At 65.9% G+C, this 19,189-nt stretch carries 20 protein-coding genes and 1 tRNA gene; 6 read left to right on the forward strand and 15 right to left on the reverse strand.

Annotated features, from left to right (window positions below; translation table 11 throughout):
- Positions 1–7: 7 nt before the first annotated feature.
- The 4 genes from DFO50_RS10970 to DFO50_RS10985 all read right to left on the reverse strand — a co-directional run bounded on the left by DFO50_RS10970 (position 8) and on the right by DFO50_RS10985 (position 2,086).
- Positions 8–337, reverse strand: coding sequence for a cytochrome c (locus DFO50_RS10970; protein WP_028499576.1), 330 nt, complete (start codon positions 335–337; stop codon positions 8–10).
- Positions 334–651: a c-type cytochrome gene (locus DFO50_RS10975; protein WP_028499577.1), complete on the reverse strand. Its 318-nt coding sequence runs from the start codon at positions 649–651 to the stop codon at positions 334–336. The genes DFO50_RS10970 and DFO50_RS10975 overlap by 4 nt, the downstream gene beginning before the upstream one ends.
- Before the next feature lie 99 nt (positions 652–750).
- Entirely contained in the window at positions 751–1,656 is a 906-nt protein-coding gene (locus DFO50_RS10980; RefSeq protein ID WP_028499578.1) for a MerR family transcriptional regulator, read from the reverse strand.
- Positions 1,657–1,744: 88 nt separating this feature from the next.
- Positions 1,745–2,086: an FKBP-type peptidyl-prolyl cis-trans isomerase gene (locus DFO50_RS10985; protein WP_028499579.1), complete on the reverse strand. Its 342-nt coding sequence runs from the start codon at positions 2,084–2,086 to the stop codon at positions 1,745–1,747.
- A gap of 343 nt (positions 2,087–2,429) precedes the next feature.
- On the opposite strand from DFO50_RS10985, the gene DFO50_RS10990 reads away from it, so the two are divergent.
- Complete coding sequence (locus DFO50_RS10990; protein ID WP_028499580.1) at positions 2,430–3,191, forward strand: DUF2189 domain-containing protein; 762 nt, start codon at positions 2,430–2,432, stop codon at positions 3,189–3,191.
- Between the two features lie 39 nt (positions 3,192–3,230).
- Here DFO50_RS10990 and pth read toward each other — a convergent pair whose 3' ends face one another.
- From pth to DFO50_RS11025, 7 genes are all read right to left on the reverse strand, one after another.
- Positions 3,231–3,800 (reverse strand): aminoacyl-tRNA hydrolase, encoded by a 570-nt coding sequence (gene pth / locus DFO50_RS10995; RefSeq protein ID WP_028499581.1) that lies wholly within the window; start codon positions 3,798–3,800, stop codon positions 3,231–3,233.
- Positions 3,801–3,883: 83 nt separating this feature from the next.
- The gene (locus DFO50_RS11000) at positions 3,884–4,438 is read right to left on the reverse strand and encodes a 50S ribosomal protein L25/general stress protein Ctc (protein ID WP_028499582.1); all 555 of its coding nucleotides are present in this window, start codon (positions 4,436–4,438) and stop codon (positions 3,884–3,886) included.
- A 69-nt stretch (positions 4,439–4,507) separates the two neighbouring features.
- On the reverse strand, positions 4,508–5,461 hold the full coding sequence (locus DFO50_RS11005) for a ribose-phosphate pyrophosphokinase (RefSeq protein ID WP_107889244.1): 954 nt from the start codon (positions 5,459–5,461) through the stop codon (positions 4,508–4,510).
- Positions 5,462–5,554: 93 nt separating this feature from the next.
- A tRNA-Gln gene (locus DFO50_RS11010) sits at positions 5,555–5,629 on the reverse strand.
- Between the two features lie 9 nt (positions 5,630–5,638).
- Complete coding sequence (gene ispE, locus DFO50_RS11015; protein ID WP_028499584.1) at positions 5,639–6,475, reverse strand: 4-(cytidine 5'-diphospho)-2-C-methyl-D-erythritol kinase; 837 nt, start codon at positions 6,473–6,475, stop codon at positions 5,639–5,641.
- Positions 6,476–6,513: 38 nt separating this feature from the next.
- Complete coding sequence (locus tag DFO50_RS11020) at positions 6,514–7,062, reverse strand: outer membrane lipoprotein LolB (RefSeq protein WP_028499585.1); 549 nt, start codon at positions 7,060–7,062, stop codon at positions 6,514–6,516.
- Positions 7,059–8,810 carry a tetratricopeptide repeat protein gene (locus DFO50_RS11025; protein ID WP_028499586.1) on the reverse strand — a complete coding sequence of 584 codons (1,752 nt, stop codon included), beginning with the start codon at positions 8,808–8,810 and terminating at the stop codon, positions 7,059–7,061. The genes DFO50_RS11020 and DFO50_RS11025 overlap by 4 nt, the downstream gene beginning before the upstream one ends.
- A 122-nt stretch (positions 8,811–8,932) precedes the next feature.
- On the opposite strand from DFO50_RS11025, the gene mutM reads away from it, so the two are divergent.
- Positions 8,933–9,748 carry a bifunctional DNA-formamidopyrimidine glycosylase/DNA-(apurinic or apyrimidinic site) lyase gene (gene mutM / locus DFO50_RS11030; RefSeq protein ID WP_028499587.1) on the forward strand — a complete coding sequence of 272 codons (816 nt, stop codon included), beginning with the start codon at positions 8,933–8,935 and terminating at the stop codon, positions 9,746–9,748.
- A gap of 61 nt (positions 9,749–9,809) precedes the next feature.
- Positions 9,810–10,622, forward strand: a complete 813-nt coding sequence (locus DFO50_RS11035) for a lysophospholipid acyltransferase family protein (protein ID WP_028499588.1) — start codon at positions 9,810–9,812, stop codon at positions 10,620–10,622.
- On the opposite strand, the gene DFO50_RS11040 is transcribed toward DFO50_RS11035, so the two are convergent.
- A complete protein-coding gene (locus tag DFO50_RS11040) occupies positions 10,552–11,379 on the reverse strand; it encodes a symmetrical bis(5'-nucleosyl)-tetraphosphatase (RefSeq protein WP_028499589.1) in 828 nt (275 codons plus the stop codon). The two genes, DFO50_RS11035 and DFO50_RS11040, sit on opposite strands and share 71 nt — an antisense overlap.
- Before the next feature lie 157 nt (positions 11,380–11,536).
- On the opposite strand from DFO50_RS11040, the gene DFO50_RS11045 reads away from it, so the two are divergent.
- Both DFO50_RS11045 and DFO50_RS11050 read left to right on the forward strand, forming a co-directional pair.
- Positions 11,537–13,549: a UvrD-helicase domain-containing protein gene (locus DFO50_RS11045; RefSeq protein WP_028499590.1), complete on the forward strand. Its 2,013-nt coding sequence runs from the start codon at positions 11,537–11,539 to the stop codon at positions 13,547–13,549.
- A gap of 4 nt (positions 13,550–13,553) precedes the next feature.
- Positions 13,554–14,480, forward strand: coding sequence for a bestrophin family protein (locus tag DFO50_RS11050; RefSeq protein WP_112692506.1), 927 nt, complete (start codon positions 13,554–13,556; stop codon positions 14,478–14,480).
- A 21-nt stretch (positions 14,481–14,501) separates the two neighbouring features.
- Here DFO50_RS11050 and DFO50_RS11055 read toward each other — a convergent pair whose 3' ends face one another.
- The 3 genes from DFO50_RS11055 to pap all read right to left on the reverse strand — a co-directional run bounded on the left by DFO50_RS11055 (position 14,502) and on the right by pap (position 18,063).
- Entirely contained in the window at positions 14,502–15,422 is a 921-nt protein-coding gene (locus DFO50_RS11055; protein WP_028499592.1) for a branched-chain amino acid transaminase, read from the reverse strand.
- Between the two features lie 228 nt (positions 15,423–15,650).
- Positions 15,651–16,526, reverse strand: coding sequence for a LysR substrate-binding domain-containing protein (locus DFO50_RS11060; protein WP_112692507.1), 876 nt, complete (start codon positions 16,524–16,526; stop codon positions 15,651–15,653).
- A 7-nt stretch (positions 16,527–16,533) separates the two neighbouring features.
- Complete coding sequence (pap, locus tag DFO50_RS11065; RefSeq protein ID WP_036386157.1) at positions 16,534–18,063, reverse strand: polyphosphate:AMP phosphotransferase; 1,530 nt, start codon at positions 18,061–18,063, stop codon at positions 16,534–16,536.
- 254 nt (positions 18,064–18,317) lie between these two features.
- Between pap and DFO50_RS11070 the strand changes: the two genes are divergently transcribed.
- The gene (locus tag DFO50_RS11070; protein ID WP_107889240.1) at positions 18,318–19,187 is read left to right on the forward strand and encodes an NUDIX hydrolase family protein; all 870 of its coding nucleotides are present in this window, start codon (positions 18,318–18,320) and stop codon (positions 19,185–19,187) included.
- The last annotated feature ends 2 nt before the right edge of the window (positions 19,188–19,189 follow it).

Below are 19,189 nucleotides of genomic sequence, written 5' to 3' on the forward strand. Positions count from 1 at the left end.
CGGCCGCTCAGCGCCGGACCCGCAGCGGCCCCGGCAGGCGGGCGAAATGCTCGGCCAGCGCCGTGATCTCGTCAGCGGTCAGCCCGGTCACCTGCGCCTGCATGATGGCGTTGCGGCGGGCGCCGTGCTGGTAGTCGGCCAGCGCCCGGGCCAGATAGTCGGCATGCTGGCCGGCCAGCGCCGGAAAGTCATCCGACACGCCCCGCCCGTCGGCGCCATGACAGGCCGCGCACTGGGTCCGCGCCCGCTCCTCCACACCGACCGCCCGCGCCGTACCGGACGCCAGCAGCACGGCGATGGCCAGCAGCAGGGCTGCACCTTCTCCGCAACGGGTCATTTTCCGCTCCCGTAGAAAGCCGCCAGATCGGCGATATCCTGGTCGGACAGGCTGCGGGCAATCGCCTGCATGCCCGAGTGGCTGCGTTCGCCGGCACGATATGCATGCAGCGCCGCTTCCAGGTAACGCGCTTTCTGTCCGCCAATCAGCGGCACCGAATACACCGCCGGATAGGCGGTGCGGTAGCCGGGAATGCCGTGACAGCCGGCGCACATGGCGGTCTTGTCGCGTCCTGCGGCCGGATTGCCGGGCGCAGCCAGCGCCGGCAGCGTACAGACGGCGGCGAGCAGCCACCATGAAGGCAGTCGGAGCATGGGCACGGTCCTTTGTCCTGACAGCCATCGCACAGGCGATGACAACCGGTTTATAGCGGCTGTCGCCGCCGGCTGCCATGGCGGAATGAAGCGGGGGACTTACTCCTGGCGTGCCGCCTGACGTGCCCGCCAGGCGGCGACGATGCCGTCGATGCCGGACAGCTCGGTCATCACCTCGCAGCGCGGCCGCGAGCGCAGCCCGCGGCAACCGGCGCCGCCGACCCACAGCTCGACGTCCGGCGGCAGCAATTCCAGCAGCGATGCCGTTGCATCCTGCACGTCGCCGTCATAGGCGCCGGAGAACGACAGCGCGACCACGTCGGCATCGTGCTTGACCGTGGCGTGCGCGGTATCGGTAAACGGCATTTCCGGACCGAAGGCCAGGGTTTCGCAGCCGGCCAGCCGCAGCATCGCCTCGACCATCAGCACGCCGATCACGTGCTGTTCGCCGGGACAGGTGGTCAGGATCACCCGCGGGCGCTCGGCCGGCATCGCCAGCCGCGCCAGTGCCTCGCGCAGCACGCGGTTGATCTGTTCGGTATACAGGTGTTCTTCGTAGACTTCGATCTCGCCGCGCATCCAGGCACTGCCGACCTGCTCGATGGTCTCGCTGAGAAAGTCGCAGACGAACGGGCGGGTGCCGAGGGTATCCAGCTGGATGTGCAGATAGTCGCGAACGGCGTAATGGTCGCGTCCGCGCAGCAGGCGGACCATGTCGTGGGTCGACGGCGAGGCCTCGCGGCGCGGCTCGTGCACGTCGATCATCCGCCCCAGTGCGTCGCTGTCGAGGTGCATGACCTTGCCCGGCCGGAAGCCGAGGTCCATCAGCCGGCGTACCAGCCGCAGCTTGTCGATCTGTTCGCGCGGATACAGCCGGTCACCCTGGTCGTCACGGGCCGGCTCGGGAAAGCCGTAACGCCGTTCCCACATGCGCAGCAGATCCTTGGCGATGCCGGTCTCGCGCTCGACGGCGCTGATGGGCAGTCCGTGCGGTATCAGGTTCATGGGGTCCATGCCGTAGGCAATGTAGGGGGTGCGCCGATTATGCCATGCGTGATCCGGCCGGCACCGGCCGGATCACGCAATGGCGAACTCAGACGCGCAGCAGCTCGACTTCAAACACCAGCGTGGCATTCGGCGGAATCACGCCGCCGGCGCCACGGGCGCCATAGCCGAGCGAGGCCGGAATGGTCAGCTTGCGCTTGCCGCCGACCTTCATGCCGCTGACGCCTTCGTCCCAGCCCTTGATCACATGGCCGGCGCCAAGCGGAAAGCTGAACGGCTGGGCGCGGTCCACGCTCGAATCGAACTTGGTGCCATCGGTCAGCCAGCCGGTGTAATGCACGGTGACTTCGCGGCCGGCACGGGCCTCGTCGCCGGTACCGACTTCCAGTTCTTCAATCACCAGTCCGCTGTCGGTGGTCGTTGTGCTCATGTGTGTCTCCTCGTGGGGGTCAGATCCGGATGGCGGCGCGGGCGGCAGCAGGAAGCCAGAGCCGACGCCGGGGATGCCGATTGTAAGCAGGAAGCGGCGCAGGACAAAGCCCGACCGGCGGGACGACCCGACCACCGGGGCTTGCCAGCAGGCGCGCACTGTCTATAACCACAGGACAACACCATAGCGGCAGCCCACGGCTGCCGGGGAAACGGGTGAGCGCCCTCTGCGCGCTTGCCCTTCCGGGAGAGGGGACGTTCTGCCCCGCTGCGTCAGCCTTCGCACCCGACTCCGCCGCCCGACCGGGATGGCGAACCGCTCACCGCTGCCGAGGAAAGCCGCCATGGACATCACACACGCCCCCGTTACCCGTCCGCCCGCCGTGCGTCATGTCGACGCCGCCGCCCCCCTGTCGTGGCTGCTGCATGCCCTGCTCGACTTTCGCCGCGCACCGGCCGTCAGCCTGTTCTACGGCGCCGCCTTCGTGGTCATGGGCTATCTGATGTTCTTCTATTTCGGCAACCGGCCGGAATACGTGATCACCTGCGCAACCGCCTTCCTGCTGCTGGGCCCGTTCCTGTCGATCGGGCTGTACGACATTGCGCAGCGGCTGGAACAGCACGGTGAAGTCCACCTGCTGCCGACGCTGACCGCCTGGCGGGCGAACCTGCCCGGCATCACGCTGTTCGCGGTGATGCTGGCCATGCTGGTTTTCTTCTGGTTCCGGATTTCGCAGCTGATGTTCGCGCTGTTCTATACCGGCGACATCCCGGCGCTGTCCGATATCGTCGCCAATGCGTTCACGGCCGGAAACCTCGGTTTCCTGGTGGTCTATTTCGGACTCGGGCTGATCTTCGCCGCCGTGGCCTTCAGCTTCAGCGTGGTGGCCATCCCGATGATGCTGGATCGCAATGTCGACACCGTGACCGCAATCCTGACCAGCCTGCATGCCACGGCGAAGAACATCCCCGCCATGCTGGTCTGGGCCGGGCTGATCGCGCTGCTGACGGTCATCGGCTTCGCCACCTTTGCGGTGGGGCTGGCGATCCTGATGCCGCTGATCGGGCTGGCCAGCTGGCACGCGTACCGCGCTCTGGTCGAGTGAGGCCCGCGGGGGGCGGATTGCCCGTCCCCCGTCCCCTGCCTACCTGGCCGCCGTATGCAGGGTTTTCATTGCCGAGGCGAAGTCGCCGTCGCGCACCTGCGGCAGCACGTCCAGCGCATGGTTCATGGCAATGTCGATCAGGGTCTGCTCTTCGGCGCGCGGGCGCTTCAGTACGAAGTTGACCACTTCATTGCGATCGCCGGGATGACCAATGCCGAGTCGCAGCCGCCAGAAATCCGGACCGCCGAGTGCCGCGATGATGTCCTTCAGCCCGTTGTGGCCGCCATGGCCACCGCCGAGCTTGAACCGGGCAGCACCGGGCGGCAGGTCGAGTTCGTCATGAACGACCAGGATTTCATCCGGCATGATCTTGAAGAATTTCGCGACCGCAGCCACCGCGCGCCCCGAGGCGTTCATGTAGGTCTGCGGCCACAGCAGATGCAGCTCGCCGGCACGCGCATACTGGCCGAAGAACTTGGCTTCGAGGCGCGGCGTGGCCCGTTCCTGGTGTGCAATCTGGTCCAGGAACCAGAAACCGGCGTTATGGCGCGTATCGGCGTAGTCCGGCCCGGGGTTGCCGAGGCCGACGATCAGGCGAATCTGACTCATGGCTCAATGGGATTCTGGGGAGAGTGAATGAAAAAACGGCCCGCTGCAGGCAGCGAGCCGTTTTGTCGTGTACGCGCAGAAACTCAGGCGCGGGCCACGGCCAGGTCGTGACCGCGGCGCAGCGATGCCAGTTCGGCACCTTCCGGCAGCTTCAGGTCCGACAAGTGGATGGCTTCGCCGGCTTGCAGCGTGCTCAGGTCCACCACCAGCGACGACGGCAGGTTGGCCGGCAGGGCCACGACTTGCACTTCGCTGACGATGCGGCTGATCAGCTTGCCACCCAGCTTCACCGCCGGCGAGATGTCGGCGTTGATGAAGGACAGGCGAACCTTGGCGGTCAGCGGCACGTTGGCTTCCACGCGCTGGAAGTCGGCGTGCAGCACTTGTTGCTTGTACGCGTGCTGTTGCACGTCGCGCAGGATGACCTGCTCGGCAGCGCCATCAACGATCATGTTCAGCACCGAGCCGTGGAAATCGTCATCCTTCAGCGCGTAGAACAGGGTGTTGTGGTCGAGCGAGATGGCCTTGGCTTCGCCATTGCCATAGATCACGCCCGGAACCTGACCAGCGCGACGCAGGCGGCGGCTCGCACCAGACCCCTGATCGTCACGCTTTTGAGCGATAACTTCGATAGTCATTGTGATACTCCAGTTGGGACACCGGCCGCGACCAGCCGGCGTTGTGACGGGCGCTTGCGCACCCGGAAATCAATCCATGAACAGATAGCTCACCGATTCTTCGTTATTGATGCGGCGCAGCGTCTCGCCAAGCAGACCGGCGATGGACACCACGCGGATGTTCGAGCAGGCCAGCGCTTCTTCGGACAGCGGGATGGTATCGGTCACGACCACCTGGTCGATCTCGGAAGTCTTGATCCGCTCGACCGCCTGACCCGAGAACACCGGGTGGGTCGCATAGGCCAGCACGCGGGCGGCGCCCTTGACCTTCAGCGCGGCGGCCGCCTTGCACAGGGTGTTGGCGGTATCGATCATGTCGTCGACGATCAGACAGGTCCGGCCCTGGATGTCACCGATGATGTTCATCACTTCGGCCACGTTGGCCTTCGGACGACGCTTGTCGATGATCGCCAGGTCGGCATGCAGCGCCTTGGCCATGGCACGGGCTCGCACCACGCCGCCGATGTCCGGGCTGACCACGGTCAGGTTCTCGATGCTCTGCGACTGGATGTCCTTCAGCAGCACCGGCGTGGCGTAGATGTTGTCCACCGGAATGTCGAAGAAGCCCTGGATCTGGTCGGCATGCAGGTCGACGGTCAGGATGCGGTCGATACCGGCCGACGTCAGCATGTTCGCCACCAGCTTGGCGGTGATCGGCACGCGGGCCGAACGCGGACGGCGGTCCTGGCGGGCGTAGCCGAAGTACGGGATGGCTGCCGTGATCCGGCCGGCCGACGCGCGCTTCAGCGCATCGACGGTGGTCAGGATTTCCATCAGGTTGTCATTGGTCGGCGCACACGTCGACTGCAGCACGAACACATCGCGTCCACGGACATTTTCCAGCAGCTCGATGGCGACTTCGCCATCGCTGAAGCGGCCCACGTCGGCGCGGCCGAGGGTGATGTCCAGGTGTTTGACGACACTGTGTGCGAGTTCTGGGTTGGCGGTCCCGGTAAAGACCATCAAGCTGTCGTAAGCGGCCATGTGTATTCCGATTCAAGACAAACAAAAAGCGTGTAAGTCCGATTTAACTTACACGCTTGCGTTATGCTTTTATTCGCACTTTTCGTATTGGATTGGCTGGGGAGGTAGGGATCGAACCTACGAATGTCGGAATCAAAATCCGATGCCTTACCACTTGGCGACTCCCCAGTATAACCGTCAATCCGTCTCGTACAGCGGATGATCCTGCAGTCCCTTGACCACGAATCCCCGATATTCGTCCGACACGGATCGGTAAACTGTATTTGCTTGCTGCTCCGTTTCGCATTCCAGAAAAACGCAACTTCCGGAACCCGTCATCAACGCCGGACCAAACTCACTCAGTCGTTGATGGCACTTTGCAACCTGCGGAAACTCTTGGAAAACAACGCTTTGCATGTCGTTCCTGCGTCGCGTCACATCCGAGAGGCTTCGCATTATGGAGATGGTCGAATTGCGTGTCAACAGCTCCGACGCGAAAATTTTCGCAGTCGGCACATGCGCGTCCGGATGCAGCACCACATACCAGGCGTCCGGCACGACACAAGTCGTTAATTCTTCACCGATTCCGCTCGCGAACGCCGGGCGTCCATAAATGAAAACCGGCACATCGGCGCCAAGGGTCAAACCGAGCATTTGCAGCGCGGTTCTGGACAATCCGCAGCCCCACAGCCGATTCAATGCCAGCAAAACCGTAGCCGCATCCGAGCTGCCGCCGCCCAGACCGCCGCCCATCGGGATGCGCTTGTCGATCCGGATCGAGGCGCCCAGTCGCGTGCCGCTGGCCGCCTGCAGCGCCCGGGCGGCGCGCACGGTCAGGTCCAGGGCCGGGTCGACGCCGGGCGTCGGTGTGTCCAGCACGATGGCGCCATCGTCACGCACGGCCAGTTCGATGGTGTCGCACAGGTCGATAAAGCGGAACACTGTCTCCAGCAGGTGATAGCCGTCGGCGCGGCGGCCGACGACATGCAGTGACAGATTGAGTTTGGCGGGAGCGGGAAAGGCGTGAAACGTCATGCGATCGGACCGGGAAAGACAGGAAGGGACGGCGCGGCTTATTGCCAGCCGTTGATGGCGAACCTGATTTCCAGGTCGCTGCCGCGGGTCAGCGTGACGCGGGTCGGGCGCGGACCGGCCGGGGTGTCGACCGGACTCTCGGCGACGATGCGCCAGCCGTCCTGGACAAAGCCGGCCCCGTCCTGCTGCCAGGCGCCGGGGGCCGGACGGCCGAGGATCCACCAGCCGAGGTTGTCGAGCGGCAGCGGCCAGCCCAGTTCGGCCTCGGTCAGTTGCTCGGTGTCGGCCGCGCAGCGTTCGCGCTGGTGGGCCACCAGGCATACGGCATCACGCTGGCGGTTCAGTGTGGCGACGATCTGGCCCAGCGGCGACATGACCGCGACGTCATCGACGCCGGCGACCCGTTTCCAGTCGAAATTGCCGTAGTGCCCCTTGCCGGTCGCCTTGACCGCCAGACGGCCGTCGATGCGGAAGTCGGGGGCCTCGGCCTGATGACCGGCATCGACCGGCGCCATCGGCCGCAGCTGCGCACAGGCGGCCATCAGCACGACCGGCAGCAGCGCCAGCAGCCGATGCCAGCGGCTCATGGCTGCACCTTCAGCCGCTTGACCGTCTCGGCCAGCACGTCGCTGTCCGGGTGCAGGGTCAGCATGTTGGCGGCCAGCGCGCGCGCGTCAGCGACCTTGCCCTGTTTGACCAGCACTTCGATCATGTGGGCGGCGATCTCGCCATCCGGCAGTGCCGCATACGCGCGCTGCAGCCAGTCGTAGGCTTCGGTCAGCCGGCCCTGCCTGAACAGGACCCAGCCCATGCTGTCCATGACCATCCCGTTGTCGGGGCTGTCGGCCAGCGCCTTTTCGATCAGTTGCCGGGCTTCGGCCAGCTTGATGCCGCGATTGGCCAGCGTGTAGCCGAGTGCGTTCCGGGTCTGCATCGAGTTCGGATCGAGCTTCAGCGCGTGGCGCAGATCGCTTTCGGCCTGGCCCGGGCGACCGAGCTGGTCGGCGAGAATGCCGCGCTCGTACCACAGCTCCAGCGCGGCCGGATACTTGCGCAGCGCCGTGCTCAGGATCGCGTAGGCACGGTCCTGCTGGCCGGCGTCACGCGCCAGCTGGGCGCGCCACAGTTCCAGCCGTGCCGGTTCCTTCAGGTCGGGCCCCAGCTTCTCGATACGGGCCAGTGCGGCGTTCAGCTGGCCGGACTGGGCTTCGAGGCTGGCGATGCGCGCCTGTGCCTGCGGATAGTACGCACCCTGACCGACCTGCTCGTAATAGGCACGGGCCTGCTCGGGGCGTTTCTGTTCGTCCTCCATCTGTCCCAGCGTCAGCAGGATGAAGGCCGGGTCACGATAGCCGGCCGCACTGGCCGCCTTCAGGTGACGCTCGGCATCGTCATAGTCCTTGTGCTCGTAGTCGAGGATGCCGATCGCGTACAGGATGTCGGGGTTGTTCGGGTTGCGCTTGTCCAGCCGGGTGAATTCGGCCCGGGCCTGGTCATATTGCCGGTCAGCCACCAGCAGCCGCGGGTAGGACAGCTGCAGTTCCAGCGGCGACTTCGGCCGGTCGGCCAGCGCCTGTTTCAGGAACGGCGCGGCCAGGGCCGGACGCAGCGCACGCAGCCGCTCGACCCGCCACATGACCGGGATCACCCAGTCCGGCCGCGATGATGCCAGCTGGTGGATCGCCTGATCGGCGACCGCATCGGCGCCGACTTCAGTCGCCGAGGCCGACAGCGCGAAGCGCGATTCCGGCAGTGTCGGGAAACGCTGGGCCAGTTCCTGCACGACTTCGTAATTGCCCTGCTTGTCCGCCTGACGCGGGGCAAGTACCGCGATATGGCTGAACAGCGCCGGCGCACGCGACGGCACGCTCAGCAGCGAATCGAACAGCGGCCGCGCCTCGGCCAGCCGGCCGGTGCGGGCCAGCGCCAGTGCCAGCTGCAGCCGCGCCTGCTCGGACTCGGGGTCCAGCGCGCTCCACAGCGACAGCGATGCCAGCGCCATGTTCAGGTTGCCACCGACCAGCGACAGTTCGGCCGCCCGCCGCGCCAGGCGCGGATCGCGGACTTCCTGCGCCAGTTCCAGATAGGTACTGGCCGCGGCGGCGGTCTGGCCGTTCTGCGCCGCGTACTCGCTGGCCAGCAGACCGAACAGCAGGTCCTCGTTCATCTCGACCTTCGGCAGACGCGCTTCTTCCTCGGCACGGGCCTCGTTCTGGGCGGTCAGCAGGTCGGCCTCGGAGCCGCCGGGCGAACCGGTAACGGGTTTGGCGGTACTCGCGCAGGCAGCGAGCAACAGGGTCAGCAAAAGTCCGAGTGCCGGGCGATGAAGGTTCATGAAGTCGTTCTGCCGCAGGAGAAGTGGACAAAGAGGTTGATACTTTTCAGCATAACACGCCGCTCAGCAGCATTCCGTACCGTATCATCGCGCGTTATCGTATTTTGCTGCCGCCTGAATCGATGCCCGAACTCCCCGAAGTCGAAACCGTGCGCGCCGGCCTGACGCCGCACATCACCGGCCGGACCGTCACCGACGTCACTATTCGCGATCCGCGCCTGCGCTGGCCGATCGATCCTGCCCTGCCCGCCCACCTGACCGGCCTGACGGTACGCAGCGTGTCGCGCCGTGCCAAATACCTGCTGATCGACTTCGGCCAGGAATGCCGGCTGATCATGCACCTCGGCATGTCCGGCAGCATCCGCATGGTCGAGACCGGCCTGGCGCCGGAAAAACATGACCATCTGGATCTGGTGTTCGGCGCCAGCACGCTGCGTTTTCGCGACCCGCGCCGCTTCGGTGCGGTGCTCTGGCATATCGGTCCGCCCGAACTGCACCCGCTGCTGGCGCGGCTGGGGCCGGAACCGCTGTCGGAGGAGTTCGATGGCGCGCGGCTGTATGCCGCCACCCGCAGCAAGCGCGCAGCCATCAAGACCGTGCTGATGGACAACCATGTAGTGGTCGGCGTCGGCAATATCTATGCGAACGAGGCGTTGTTCGCCGCCCGCATCGATCCGCGCCGCGCCGCAAACAGCCTGGATGCCGATGCCTGCGCGCGGCTGGTCGCGGAAGTGCGTGAAGTGCTGACCCGTGCCATTGCCGCCGGCGGCAGCACGCTGCGCGACTTTACCGACGCCATCGGCAAGCCCGGCTACTTCCAGCAGACCTATGCGGTCTACGGCCGAGACGGCTGGCCATGCCCGGTCTGCGGCGGTCCGGTCGCCAGCGTGCGCATCGGCCAGCGCTCCAGCTTTTACTGCCCGCACTGCCAGTGCTGATGCGCTTTGCGTCCATCAGGGTTTTTTGAGATCGTAGCCAATTGCAGGTATTTTCAGCGTCATGAACAACCGTCTTCCCCTGCCCGGCCGCCTGTGGCGCGTCGCCCGCCTGCTCGGCCACCTGATGGCCGGCCTCGGCCTGGTTTCCTTCCGCTACGGCAAACTGAATCGCGCCGGCCGCGCTCACGCCGGCCGCGACTGGTCGCGGCGCCTGCTGCGGCTGACCGGTGTCGAGATCCGCGTCATCGGCAACCAGCCGGAGCTGATTCCGGCCAATACGCTGCTGGTCGCCAACCACGTGTCGTGGCTGGACATCTTCGCCATGTGCAGCGTGTCGATGTCACGCTTTGTCGCCAAGAGCGAGATTCGCCGCTGGCCGGTGCTCGGCTGGCTGGTGACCCGTGCCGGCACGCTGTATATCGAACGTGGTTCGCGGCGCGATGCGATGCGCGTCAACGACATGCTGGCCAATGCCATGCTCAGCGGGGACGCGATGGCGGTCTTCCCCGAAGGCACCACCACCGACGGTGCCCGGCTGCTGCCATTCAAGGCGTCACTGTTCGAGTCGGCGCTGCGCGCCGGCAGCGTGGTGCAACCGGTTGCCATCCGCTATCTGAACGCCAGTGGCGAGCTGTCGACGGCCGCGCCGTACATCGACCAGATCCACTTTCTCGGCTCGGTCTGGCGGCTGCTCAGCGAACGCCAGACCATTGTCGAACTGACCTTCCCCACGCCGTACCATGCCGTCAACCAGAGTCGCCACCAGCTGGCGCTGACCGCCTACGCCCGTATCGCCGGCGCGCTCAGGCTGCCTGCTGGACAGGACGAAACGTGGGACATGGCAGCTGAAACGCCTGCCGATCAGACAGCCTGACCGCCGTCAGGCTGCCGCCCCACAGGCAGCCGGTATCGATGGCCAGCACACGGTCGTCCAGCCGCAGTCCCAGTGCCGACCAGTGGCCGAAGATCAGCGGCGTATCGCTCCAGCGCGGGTTCGGCGCATCGAACCAGGCGATCAGGCTGGCCGGTGCATCGGCCAGTTCGCCCTTGAAGGCCAGATCCAGTTCGCCGTCGCGGGTGATCAGCCGCATGCGCGTCATCACGTTGACGATCATCCGCAGCCGGTCGATGCCTTTCAGGTCGTCGCTCCAGCGAACCGGCTTGTTGCCGTACATGCGGCTGAAAAAGGCCCGGTAGTTCGGCCCGGACAGTTCGGCTTCCACTTCTTCAGCCAGACGCAGGGCCTTGCGGATGCTCCATGACGGCAGCAGCCCGGCGTGGACCATCGCATAGCCTTCGCCCGCGATCATCAGCGGCTGCATGCGCAGCCAGTCGAGCAGGATCTTGCCGTCGGCGGCATCCAGGATGTCGAGCAGCGTATCGTCCGGCTTGACCCGGCCAAAGCCTTCCGACACTGCCAGCAGGTGCAGGTCATGATTGCCGAGCACCATGCTGAGGCTGTCCTGGTACTTGAATGCCCAGCGCAGCATGCCGAGTGAATCCGGCCCGCGGTTGACCAGATCGCCGGTCAGCCACAGGTGGTCGCGTGACGGGGAGAAGTCGATCAGGCGGAGCAGTTGTTCGAATTGACGGAAGCAGCCCTGAATGTCGCCGATCGCGTAGGTGGCCATGTTTTCTCCAGATATTTGCATCATCAGGCCGGCGCTGGTCCTGCTGGCGCCTTTCGTGCCCGGCCCGTACCAGTGGTCTGCCTGGCGGGTCAGGCCGATCTTACCTGATAGAATACGACGCCTTGTTGACGAACTCAGGAAGCCACAGGCCCGCACGATGTCCATCGCCGATATGAATCCGCCGCAGCGCGCGGCGGTCCGCTACCTTGACGGCCCCCTGCTGGTGCTGGCCGGCGCGGGCAGCGGCAAGACGCGGGTCATCACGCAGAAGATCGCCTATCTGGTTCGCGAAGGCGGAATGTCGGCGCGCAATATCGCCGCCATCACCTTCACCAACAAGGCGGCGCGCGAGATGCTGGAGCGGGTCGGCAAGCTGCTGCCGGCCGACGCGTCGCGCGGACTGACTGTCAGCACCTTCCACTCGCTAGGCCTGCAAATTCTGCGCCAGGAAGCGCCGCGCGTCGGCTACAAGCCGCAGTTTTCGATTCTCGATTCGGCCGATGCCGCAAAGATCATCTCCGATCTGCTCGCCACCACCAGCAAGGACGAGATCCGCCGGGTGCAGAGCCAGATCTCGCGCTGGAAGAACGACCTGCTGGCGCCGGAAAGCGCGCTGGTCGGCGCCGGCAACGAGTTCGAGCGCATTGCCGCCCGCATCTATCTGAACTATCAGGATACGCTGCTCGCCTACCAGGCAATGGACTTCGACGACCTGATCCGACTGCCGGTGCGGCTGTTCGAGACCGACCGCGAAGCGCTGGAAAAATGGCAGGCGAAGCTGCGCTATCTGCTGATCGACGAATACCAGGACACCAATACCTGCCAGTACCTGCTGGTCAAGCTGCTGGCCGGCGTGCGCGGCATGTTTACGGCAGTCGGCGACGACGACCAGTCGATCTACGCCTGGCGCGGCGCCAATGTCGAGAATCTGGCGCAACTGCCGCGTGACTATCCGCGCCTGCACGTGATCAAGCTGGAGCAGAACTACCGTTCGACCGCCCGCATCCTGCGCGCGGCCAACAGCGTGATTTCCAACAATCCGAAGCTGTTCGAGAAGCAGCTGTGGAGCGAACTCGGGCTCGGCGAGCCGCTGCGGGCCGTGCAGTGCCGCGACGACGATGGCGAAGCGCACATGGTCGCCCAGCGGCTGCTGGCGCACAAATTCGAACACCGGACCGATTTCCGCGACTATGCCGTGCTCTACCGCGGCAATCACCAGGCGCGGCTGATCGAGCAGGTATTCCGCGAACACAAGATTCCGTATGCCATTTCCGGCGGCCAGTCGTTCTACGACCGGGCGGAAATCAAGGATGTGCTCGGCTATCTGCGCCTGATCGCCAACCCGGACGACGACCCGGCCTTTATCCGCGCCGTGACCACCCCCAAGCGCGGCATCGGCAATACCACGCTGGAAAAGCTTGGCGCCTATGCCGGCGAGCGCCATGTCTCGCTGTTCACCGCCGCGCGCGAGCACGGTCTGCAGGGCCGCATCCAGCCGGCGCAGCTCGAACCGCTGCAGCAGTTCTGCGACTATATCGAACGGATGGGGTTCCGCGCCGTGCGCGAACCGGCCGGTCCGCTGATCCGCGAACTGCTGACGGCCATCCGCTACGAGCAGTGGCTGTATGACAGCGAGGAGCCGCGTCCGGCGGAAAGCAAGTGGAAGAACGTGCAGGAGCTGTGCGGCTGGCTGGAACGCAAGGGCGAGGCCGATGGCAAGAACCTGGTCGAGCTGACCCAGACCATCGCCCTGATCACGCTGCTCGAGGGTCGCGAGGGCGAAGAGGCGCCGGATGCGGTGCGGCTGTCCACGCTGCACGCGTCCAAGGGGCTGGAATACCCGCATGTATACCTGATCGGCTGCGAGGAAGGCATCCTGCCGCATCAGGAATCGATCGACACCGGCATGGTCGAAGAGGAACGCAGATTGATGTATGTCGGCATTACCCGCGCGCAGCGCACGCTGACCCTGAGCCACTGTGTAAAGCGCAAGCGCGCCGGCGAATGGGTGTTCTGCGAACCGTCGCGCTTTATCGGCGAGATCAACGGCGACGATATCCGCTTCTTCGGCAAGCCCGGCCAGCCGCAGCAGGTGACCCGCGACGAGGGCAAGGCCAGGCTGGCCAATCTGCGCGAGATGCTGGCCTCGAAGCGCAAACCGGCGGAGTAATGGCATGATCATCCGTCCGCACAAGTCGTCGCTGCAGTTGCTGTTCGTCTGGCACGGCTCGATTCTCCGCCGCATTCTGCCGCAGCTGGGCATCGTGTTCGCCATTTCGGTGTTCTGCGTGCTGGCCACGCCGTGGTGGGCCCACCTGTTTCCCGGGGAAGTGCTGAACCTGCAGCCGTTCACGCTGATGGGGCTGGCGCTGGCAATCTTTCTCGGCTTCCGCAACAGCGTCAGCTACAACCGGTTCTGGGAAGCGCGCCAGCACTGGGGCAGCCTGCTGATCAATGCCCGGTCGCTGACGCGACAGGTGCTGTCGCTGGTGTCGCCGCTGCATGCCGACTGCCGCCGGCACATGGTCAACGGCCAGATCGCCTTTGCCCACTCGCTGCGCCACCAGTTGCGCAACGACGACGCCCAGGCCGACCTGGACCGGCTGCTGCCGGCCGAGGTGGCCGCGCGCATCGGCAGCGCACGCTTCAAGCCGGCCATGCTGCTGCTGTGGCTCGGTGAAACCGCCAGCCAGGCCCACCGGCACGGCTGGATCAGCGACCTGCAACTGCAGTCGATGGACCGCAGCCTGTGCACGCTGTCGGAGGTGGTCGGCGCGTGCGAACGCATTGCCGGCACGCCGATCCCGTATACCTATCACGTGCTGCTGAACCGCACGGTGATGGTCTACTGCCTGCTGCTGCCGATGGCCCTGTCCAGCAGCATCGGCTGGCTGACGCCGCTGATCTCGACCTTTATCGCCTACACCTTCTTCGGTCTGGACGAAATCGGCGAGGAAATCGCCGATCCGTTCGGCGTCCAGCCGAACGACCTGGCGCTCGGTGCGATCTGCCACACCATCGAGACCTCGCTGCGGGAAATGCTCGACGATGGCGACGCCCTGCCGCTGGAACCCGAGCCGCGCCACTTCGTGCTGCACTGAGGCACGGCCCGTGCACGCCGCTCAGGCCGGCTGCAGCCAGTCCGGGTGGCTGCGGTCCTCGCCGCGCACGCAGGCGAAGTAGCGCGCCTGCAGTGCCCGGGTTACCGGCCCGGGCCGGCCGTCGCCGATCTGCCGCCGGTCGAGTTCGACCACCGGCGTCACTTCGGCCGCCGTGCCGGTGAAGAACATCTCGTCCGCCAGGTACAGGTCGTCGCGCGTCAGCCGCCGCCGGCTGGTGGTCAGCCCCATATCGGCCGCCAGCGCGATCACCGTGCGCCGGGTGATGCCGTCCAGCGCGCAGGCGCTGTCCGGTTCGATCAGTTCACCATCGCGGACGATAAACACGTTTTCTCCCGAGCCCTCGGCCACGTAGCCATCGCCATCCAGCAGCAGCGCCTCGTCGTAGCCGTCCCGGCGCACTTCGCGGCAGGCCAGAATGGAGTTCGCGTAGCCGGCCACCGCCTTGACCCGGAACAGCTGCGCATTCGGCGAGGCGCGGACGAAGGACGAGGTCTTGACCCGGATACCGTTGTCCAGCGCGCCGTCCCCCAGATACGCGCCCCATTCCCATGCGGCAATCATGCCGTGGGTGGACGCGCCGGCCGGGTCGACCCCGGCCTTTTCCGCGCCGAGAAACAGCAGCGGCCGCAGATAGGCCGATGTCAGCCCGTTGCGGCGCACGGCCTCGCGGCAGGCGTCGGCCAGCGCATCGGCCGACCAGTCGAGGTCGAGTGCCATCAGCCGGGCAGAGTCGCGCAGCCGGCGGATATGGTCGTCCAGGCGAAACAGGGCGGGACCGCTGGCGGTCGGATAGGCACGGATGCCCTCAAAACAGCCATAACCATAATGCAGGGTATGGGTCATCACGTGCACCCGGGCATCGCCCCAGGGCAGCCATTCACCATCCATCCAGATCCAGCCGTTGCGTTGTTCCATGCTCATTTTTCGTACTCCATCGATGTCCGGGGAAAGGGAAAACCACTGGCCACCCCGGATCGGGATGGGGCACGCGTCGCCGCTGGCCGGCAGGGGTGGAGCCGGCAGATCACGGACAACGCATGGCGCGTGTCGGTAGGGACAGACTGGCGGGGATCGGACAGGCAGACAAATGAAAGCTTTCGCTCACGGATGAATCATTTTCATCCGAAGCGAAACCAGACCGGGAAAGGCTCAGCCGCGGGCGCGGTGGACCAGCCAGCGAATGAAGTCGGTGATCCACGGCTGCGCATGGCCGCGTGGCAGCGCCACCGCGTAGAAGGCCCGGTCCGGGCACGCGCATGGCAGCGGGCGGACCAGGGCGCCGCTGTCCAGATACGGCGCCGCCAGCGCGTCGACCATCAGCGCCACGCCCTGCCCGGCCACGGCAGCCTCCAGCATCAGCAGGGCATCGTTGAATCTCGGCCCGCGTTCAGGCTCGGGCACGCTCAGGCCGGCGGCGGCGAACCAGCGCGACCATGACAGCAGCGGGTGGCGCAGCAGGCGGGTGCGCAGCAGGGCGGACGGATCGGGCAGGCCGTCCAGGGTATTGAACAGCGCCGGACTGCAGACCGGGAACACGGTCGCATCGAACAGCTTCCAGGCATCGAAGCCCGGCCAGTCTTCCTCGCCGAAACGCAGCGCGAGATCGGCCTCGCCATTCAGCAGCGGCGCCAGGTCGATGGAGGTGGTGAGTTCCAGCTCGATATCGGGATATTGCGTCTGCCAGGCCGCCAGCTGGCCGACCAGCCATTTGCCGCCCAGTGCCGGTGCCACCGACAGCCGCAGGCGACGCAGCGGACGCGGCGACAGCGCGGAGGTCGCCGCCGACAGCGCTTCCAGCGCCGGCGCCACCCCCGCCAGATAGCGCTGGCCGGCCTCGGTCAGCCGCACCTGACGGTGTCCCCGCACGAACAGCGCCTGGCCGAGATGGGTTTCCAGCACACGGATGCGGTGGCTGACCGCCGACGGCGTCAGCGCCAGTTGCGCGGCGGCGTCCTGGAAGCTGCCCAGCCGCGCCGCAGCGGCAAAGGCAGGCAGGGTGTGCAGGGGCGGCAGGCCATCGCTCATGGCAGGATCAGGCCAGCTTGCCCTTCTTGCTGCCCTTGGCGCCTTCCGCCAGCCGCTTCTCGATGGCGGCGCAGACGGTTTCCAGCACCTTGATGCGTGCGTAGTACTTGTTGTTGGCTTCGACCAGCGTCCACGGCGAATGATGGGTACTGGTGCGGTCGATCATGTCGCAGACCGCCAGCTTGTAGTCGTCCCACTTGTCACGGTTGCGCCAGTCTTCATCGGTGATCTTGAAGCGCTTGAAGCCGGTTTCCTCGCGGGCCTTGAAGCGGGCCAGCTGTTCTTCCTTGGAAATGGTCAGCCAGAACTTGACCACGATCGCACCGGCGGCATGCAACTGGCGTTCGAAGTCGTTGATCTCGTTGTAGGCGCGCATCCAGTCGACCTCGCGGCAGAAGCCCTCGACCCGTTCGACCAGCACGCGGCCATACCAGGTGCGGTCGAAGATCGAGATGCCGCCACGCTTCGGCACATGGCGCCAGAAGCGCCACAGCCACGGCTTCGCGCGTTCTTCCTCGGTCGGTGCGGCGACCGGGATGATCCGGTAGCGGCGGGCATCCAGCGCCATCGCCAGCCGGCGGATCGCCCCGCCCTTGCCGGCGGCATCATTGCCCTCGAAGGCGATCAGCAGCGAATGGTTGGCGAACGCCGCTTCCCGGGTCAGCTGCGCCAGCCGGCTCTGCAGTTCGGCCAGCCGTGCCTTGTATTCACTCTTGTCCAGCGGCTGGTCGAGCTGCAGCGTGTCGAGCAGCATCACGCCGTCGACCGGTGGCAGCAACGGCGGGGTATCGTCGTGGACGACCGGCTTGGCATTGTGTTCCAGCCCGGCCTTCAACATGTTCAGCAGCGTGCGACCGACGGTGATTTCGCGGTAGCGGGCATTCAGTCCCTCGACCACCACCCACGGCGATTCGGCAATGCTGGTCGCGCGCAGCATCCGCTCGGCCTCGGCACGGATGGCGTCGTAATCCTTTACGTGCTGCCAGTCGCGTTCGCTGACCCGCCAGCGCGTGGCCGGGTCCTTTTCCAGCGACTTCAGCCGGTTTTTCTGGTCGGCCTTGGACAGGTGCAGCCAGAACTTGACGATGCTGGCGCCCTCGGCAGCCAGCTGCTTTTCGAACATCAGTGTCTCGGCCAGCGCCTGCAGCGCCTGCTGCTCGGTGGTCTGGCCATACACGCGGCCGAACAGCACGTCGGAATACCAGCTGCCAAAGTAGACGCCGATCTGCCCGCGCGGCGGCAGCGCATTCCAGTAGCGCCACAGCCAGGGCCGGCCGGTCGCTTCATCGACCGGATCGGCGAACATCGCCGTCTGTGCGTAGACCGGCACCAGCCGGGGATCGAGCCAGGCGTCGATCTGGGCCAGCGTCTCGCTGCGACCGGCGCCGTCCATGCCGTTGATCAGGATGATCACCGGTCCGGCCGCCCGTTCTTTCAGCTCGTGCTGCGCATCCAGCAGGGCTTCCCGCAATTCCGACACTTCGGCTTCATACGCCTCGCGCCCCAGGTGATGACCCAGCTCGGCTGACTCGAACATGCTTACTCCACGCTATGACATTGGCGACAATGCGGCTATTGAACGGTCGCCAGCCCCCTGCGTCAAGCAGCATGTCGCCCGTTCCCGCCATCAGGTCATGACAGGGGGGTCGCGACAGCAATTGCAGGAACAGCTATTAGCCATCATGCCGAAAGCACCGCACGCAATGGTTTTGCATGGCCTGAAAATAGGTTATGTTGCCGCCTTTCTTCATAAAGCCGCGCCCCTTTCGCGGCGGATTGCAAGAGGATCAAATGCACATCGCCGCCCTGCTTGGCCTGCTTGATGCTGCCAGCCGACTCGATAGCGCCGACCTGACCCCGCTGGTGATTGCGGGCCGGGAAATCGGCTTGCTGAACCCGGACTGGAAGGCGCAGGTCGTCTCGCATGCGGAGTTCCAGGACGACGGTGCCCGGGTCGTTCTGGCCCCGGCCCTCGACCGCTACAACGACATCAGCGCCGTGCTGATGCGCATTGCGCGCGGCTGGCGCGACAGTGGTCGTCTGAGCGGCTGGCGCGGCGAGAACTTCACCGCCTTCGCCCAGGACGGCACGCCACTGTTCGAGCTGGAACGCGCGGCATTCCGGCCACTGGGTCTGATCAGCCGTGCCGTCCACGTCAACGGACTGGTTCGCCAGGCCGACGGCTCGCTGAAGATGTGGATCGGCCGCCGCAGTCCGCACAAGTCGGTCGAGCCGGACAAGCTGGACAACCTGACCGGGGGTGGCGTGGCCGCCGGCGAATCGCTGCTCGCCGCGCTGGAGCGCGAAAGCTGGGAGGAAGCCGGCATGCCGGCCGCGGCCGTGCGCGAGCTGTCGTCAGCCGGCCGGGTGTTCGCCCAGCGCCGGGTCGCGCGCGGTCTGCACCGCGAGTGGCTGCATACCTACGACCTGTGGCTCGATGAAGGCACCGTACCCTGTAACCAGGACGGCGAGATGAGCGAGTTCGTGCTGATGTCGCCACCGGAAGTGGTCAAGGCCGTCGTCGACGGCCGCTTCATGGCCGACGCCGCGCTGGTCGCCCTCGACTGCCTGGCACGCAACCGCGCGCTCGGTGCCAGCAGCGCGCGCATCGTCGCCGCGCTGCTGCCGATCAAGGGCTCGACCTCGCCGTTGCTGGCCTGAGC

Origin of the sequence: Microvirgula sp. AG722, assembly GCF_003269145.1 — a bacterium.
GTDB lineage: Bacteria > Pseudomonadota > Gammaproteobacteria > Burkholderiales > Aquaspirillaceae > Microvirgula > Microvirgula aerodenitrificans.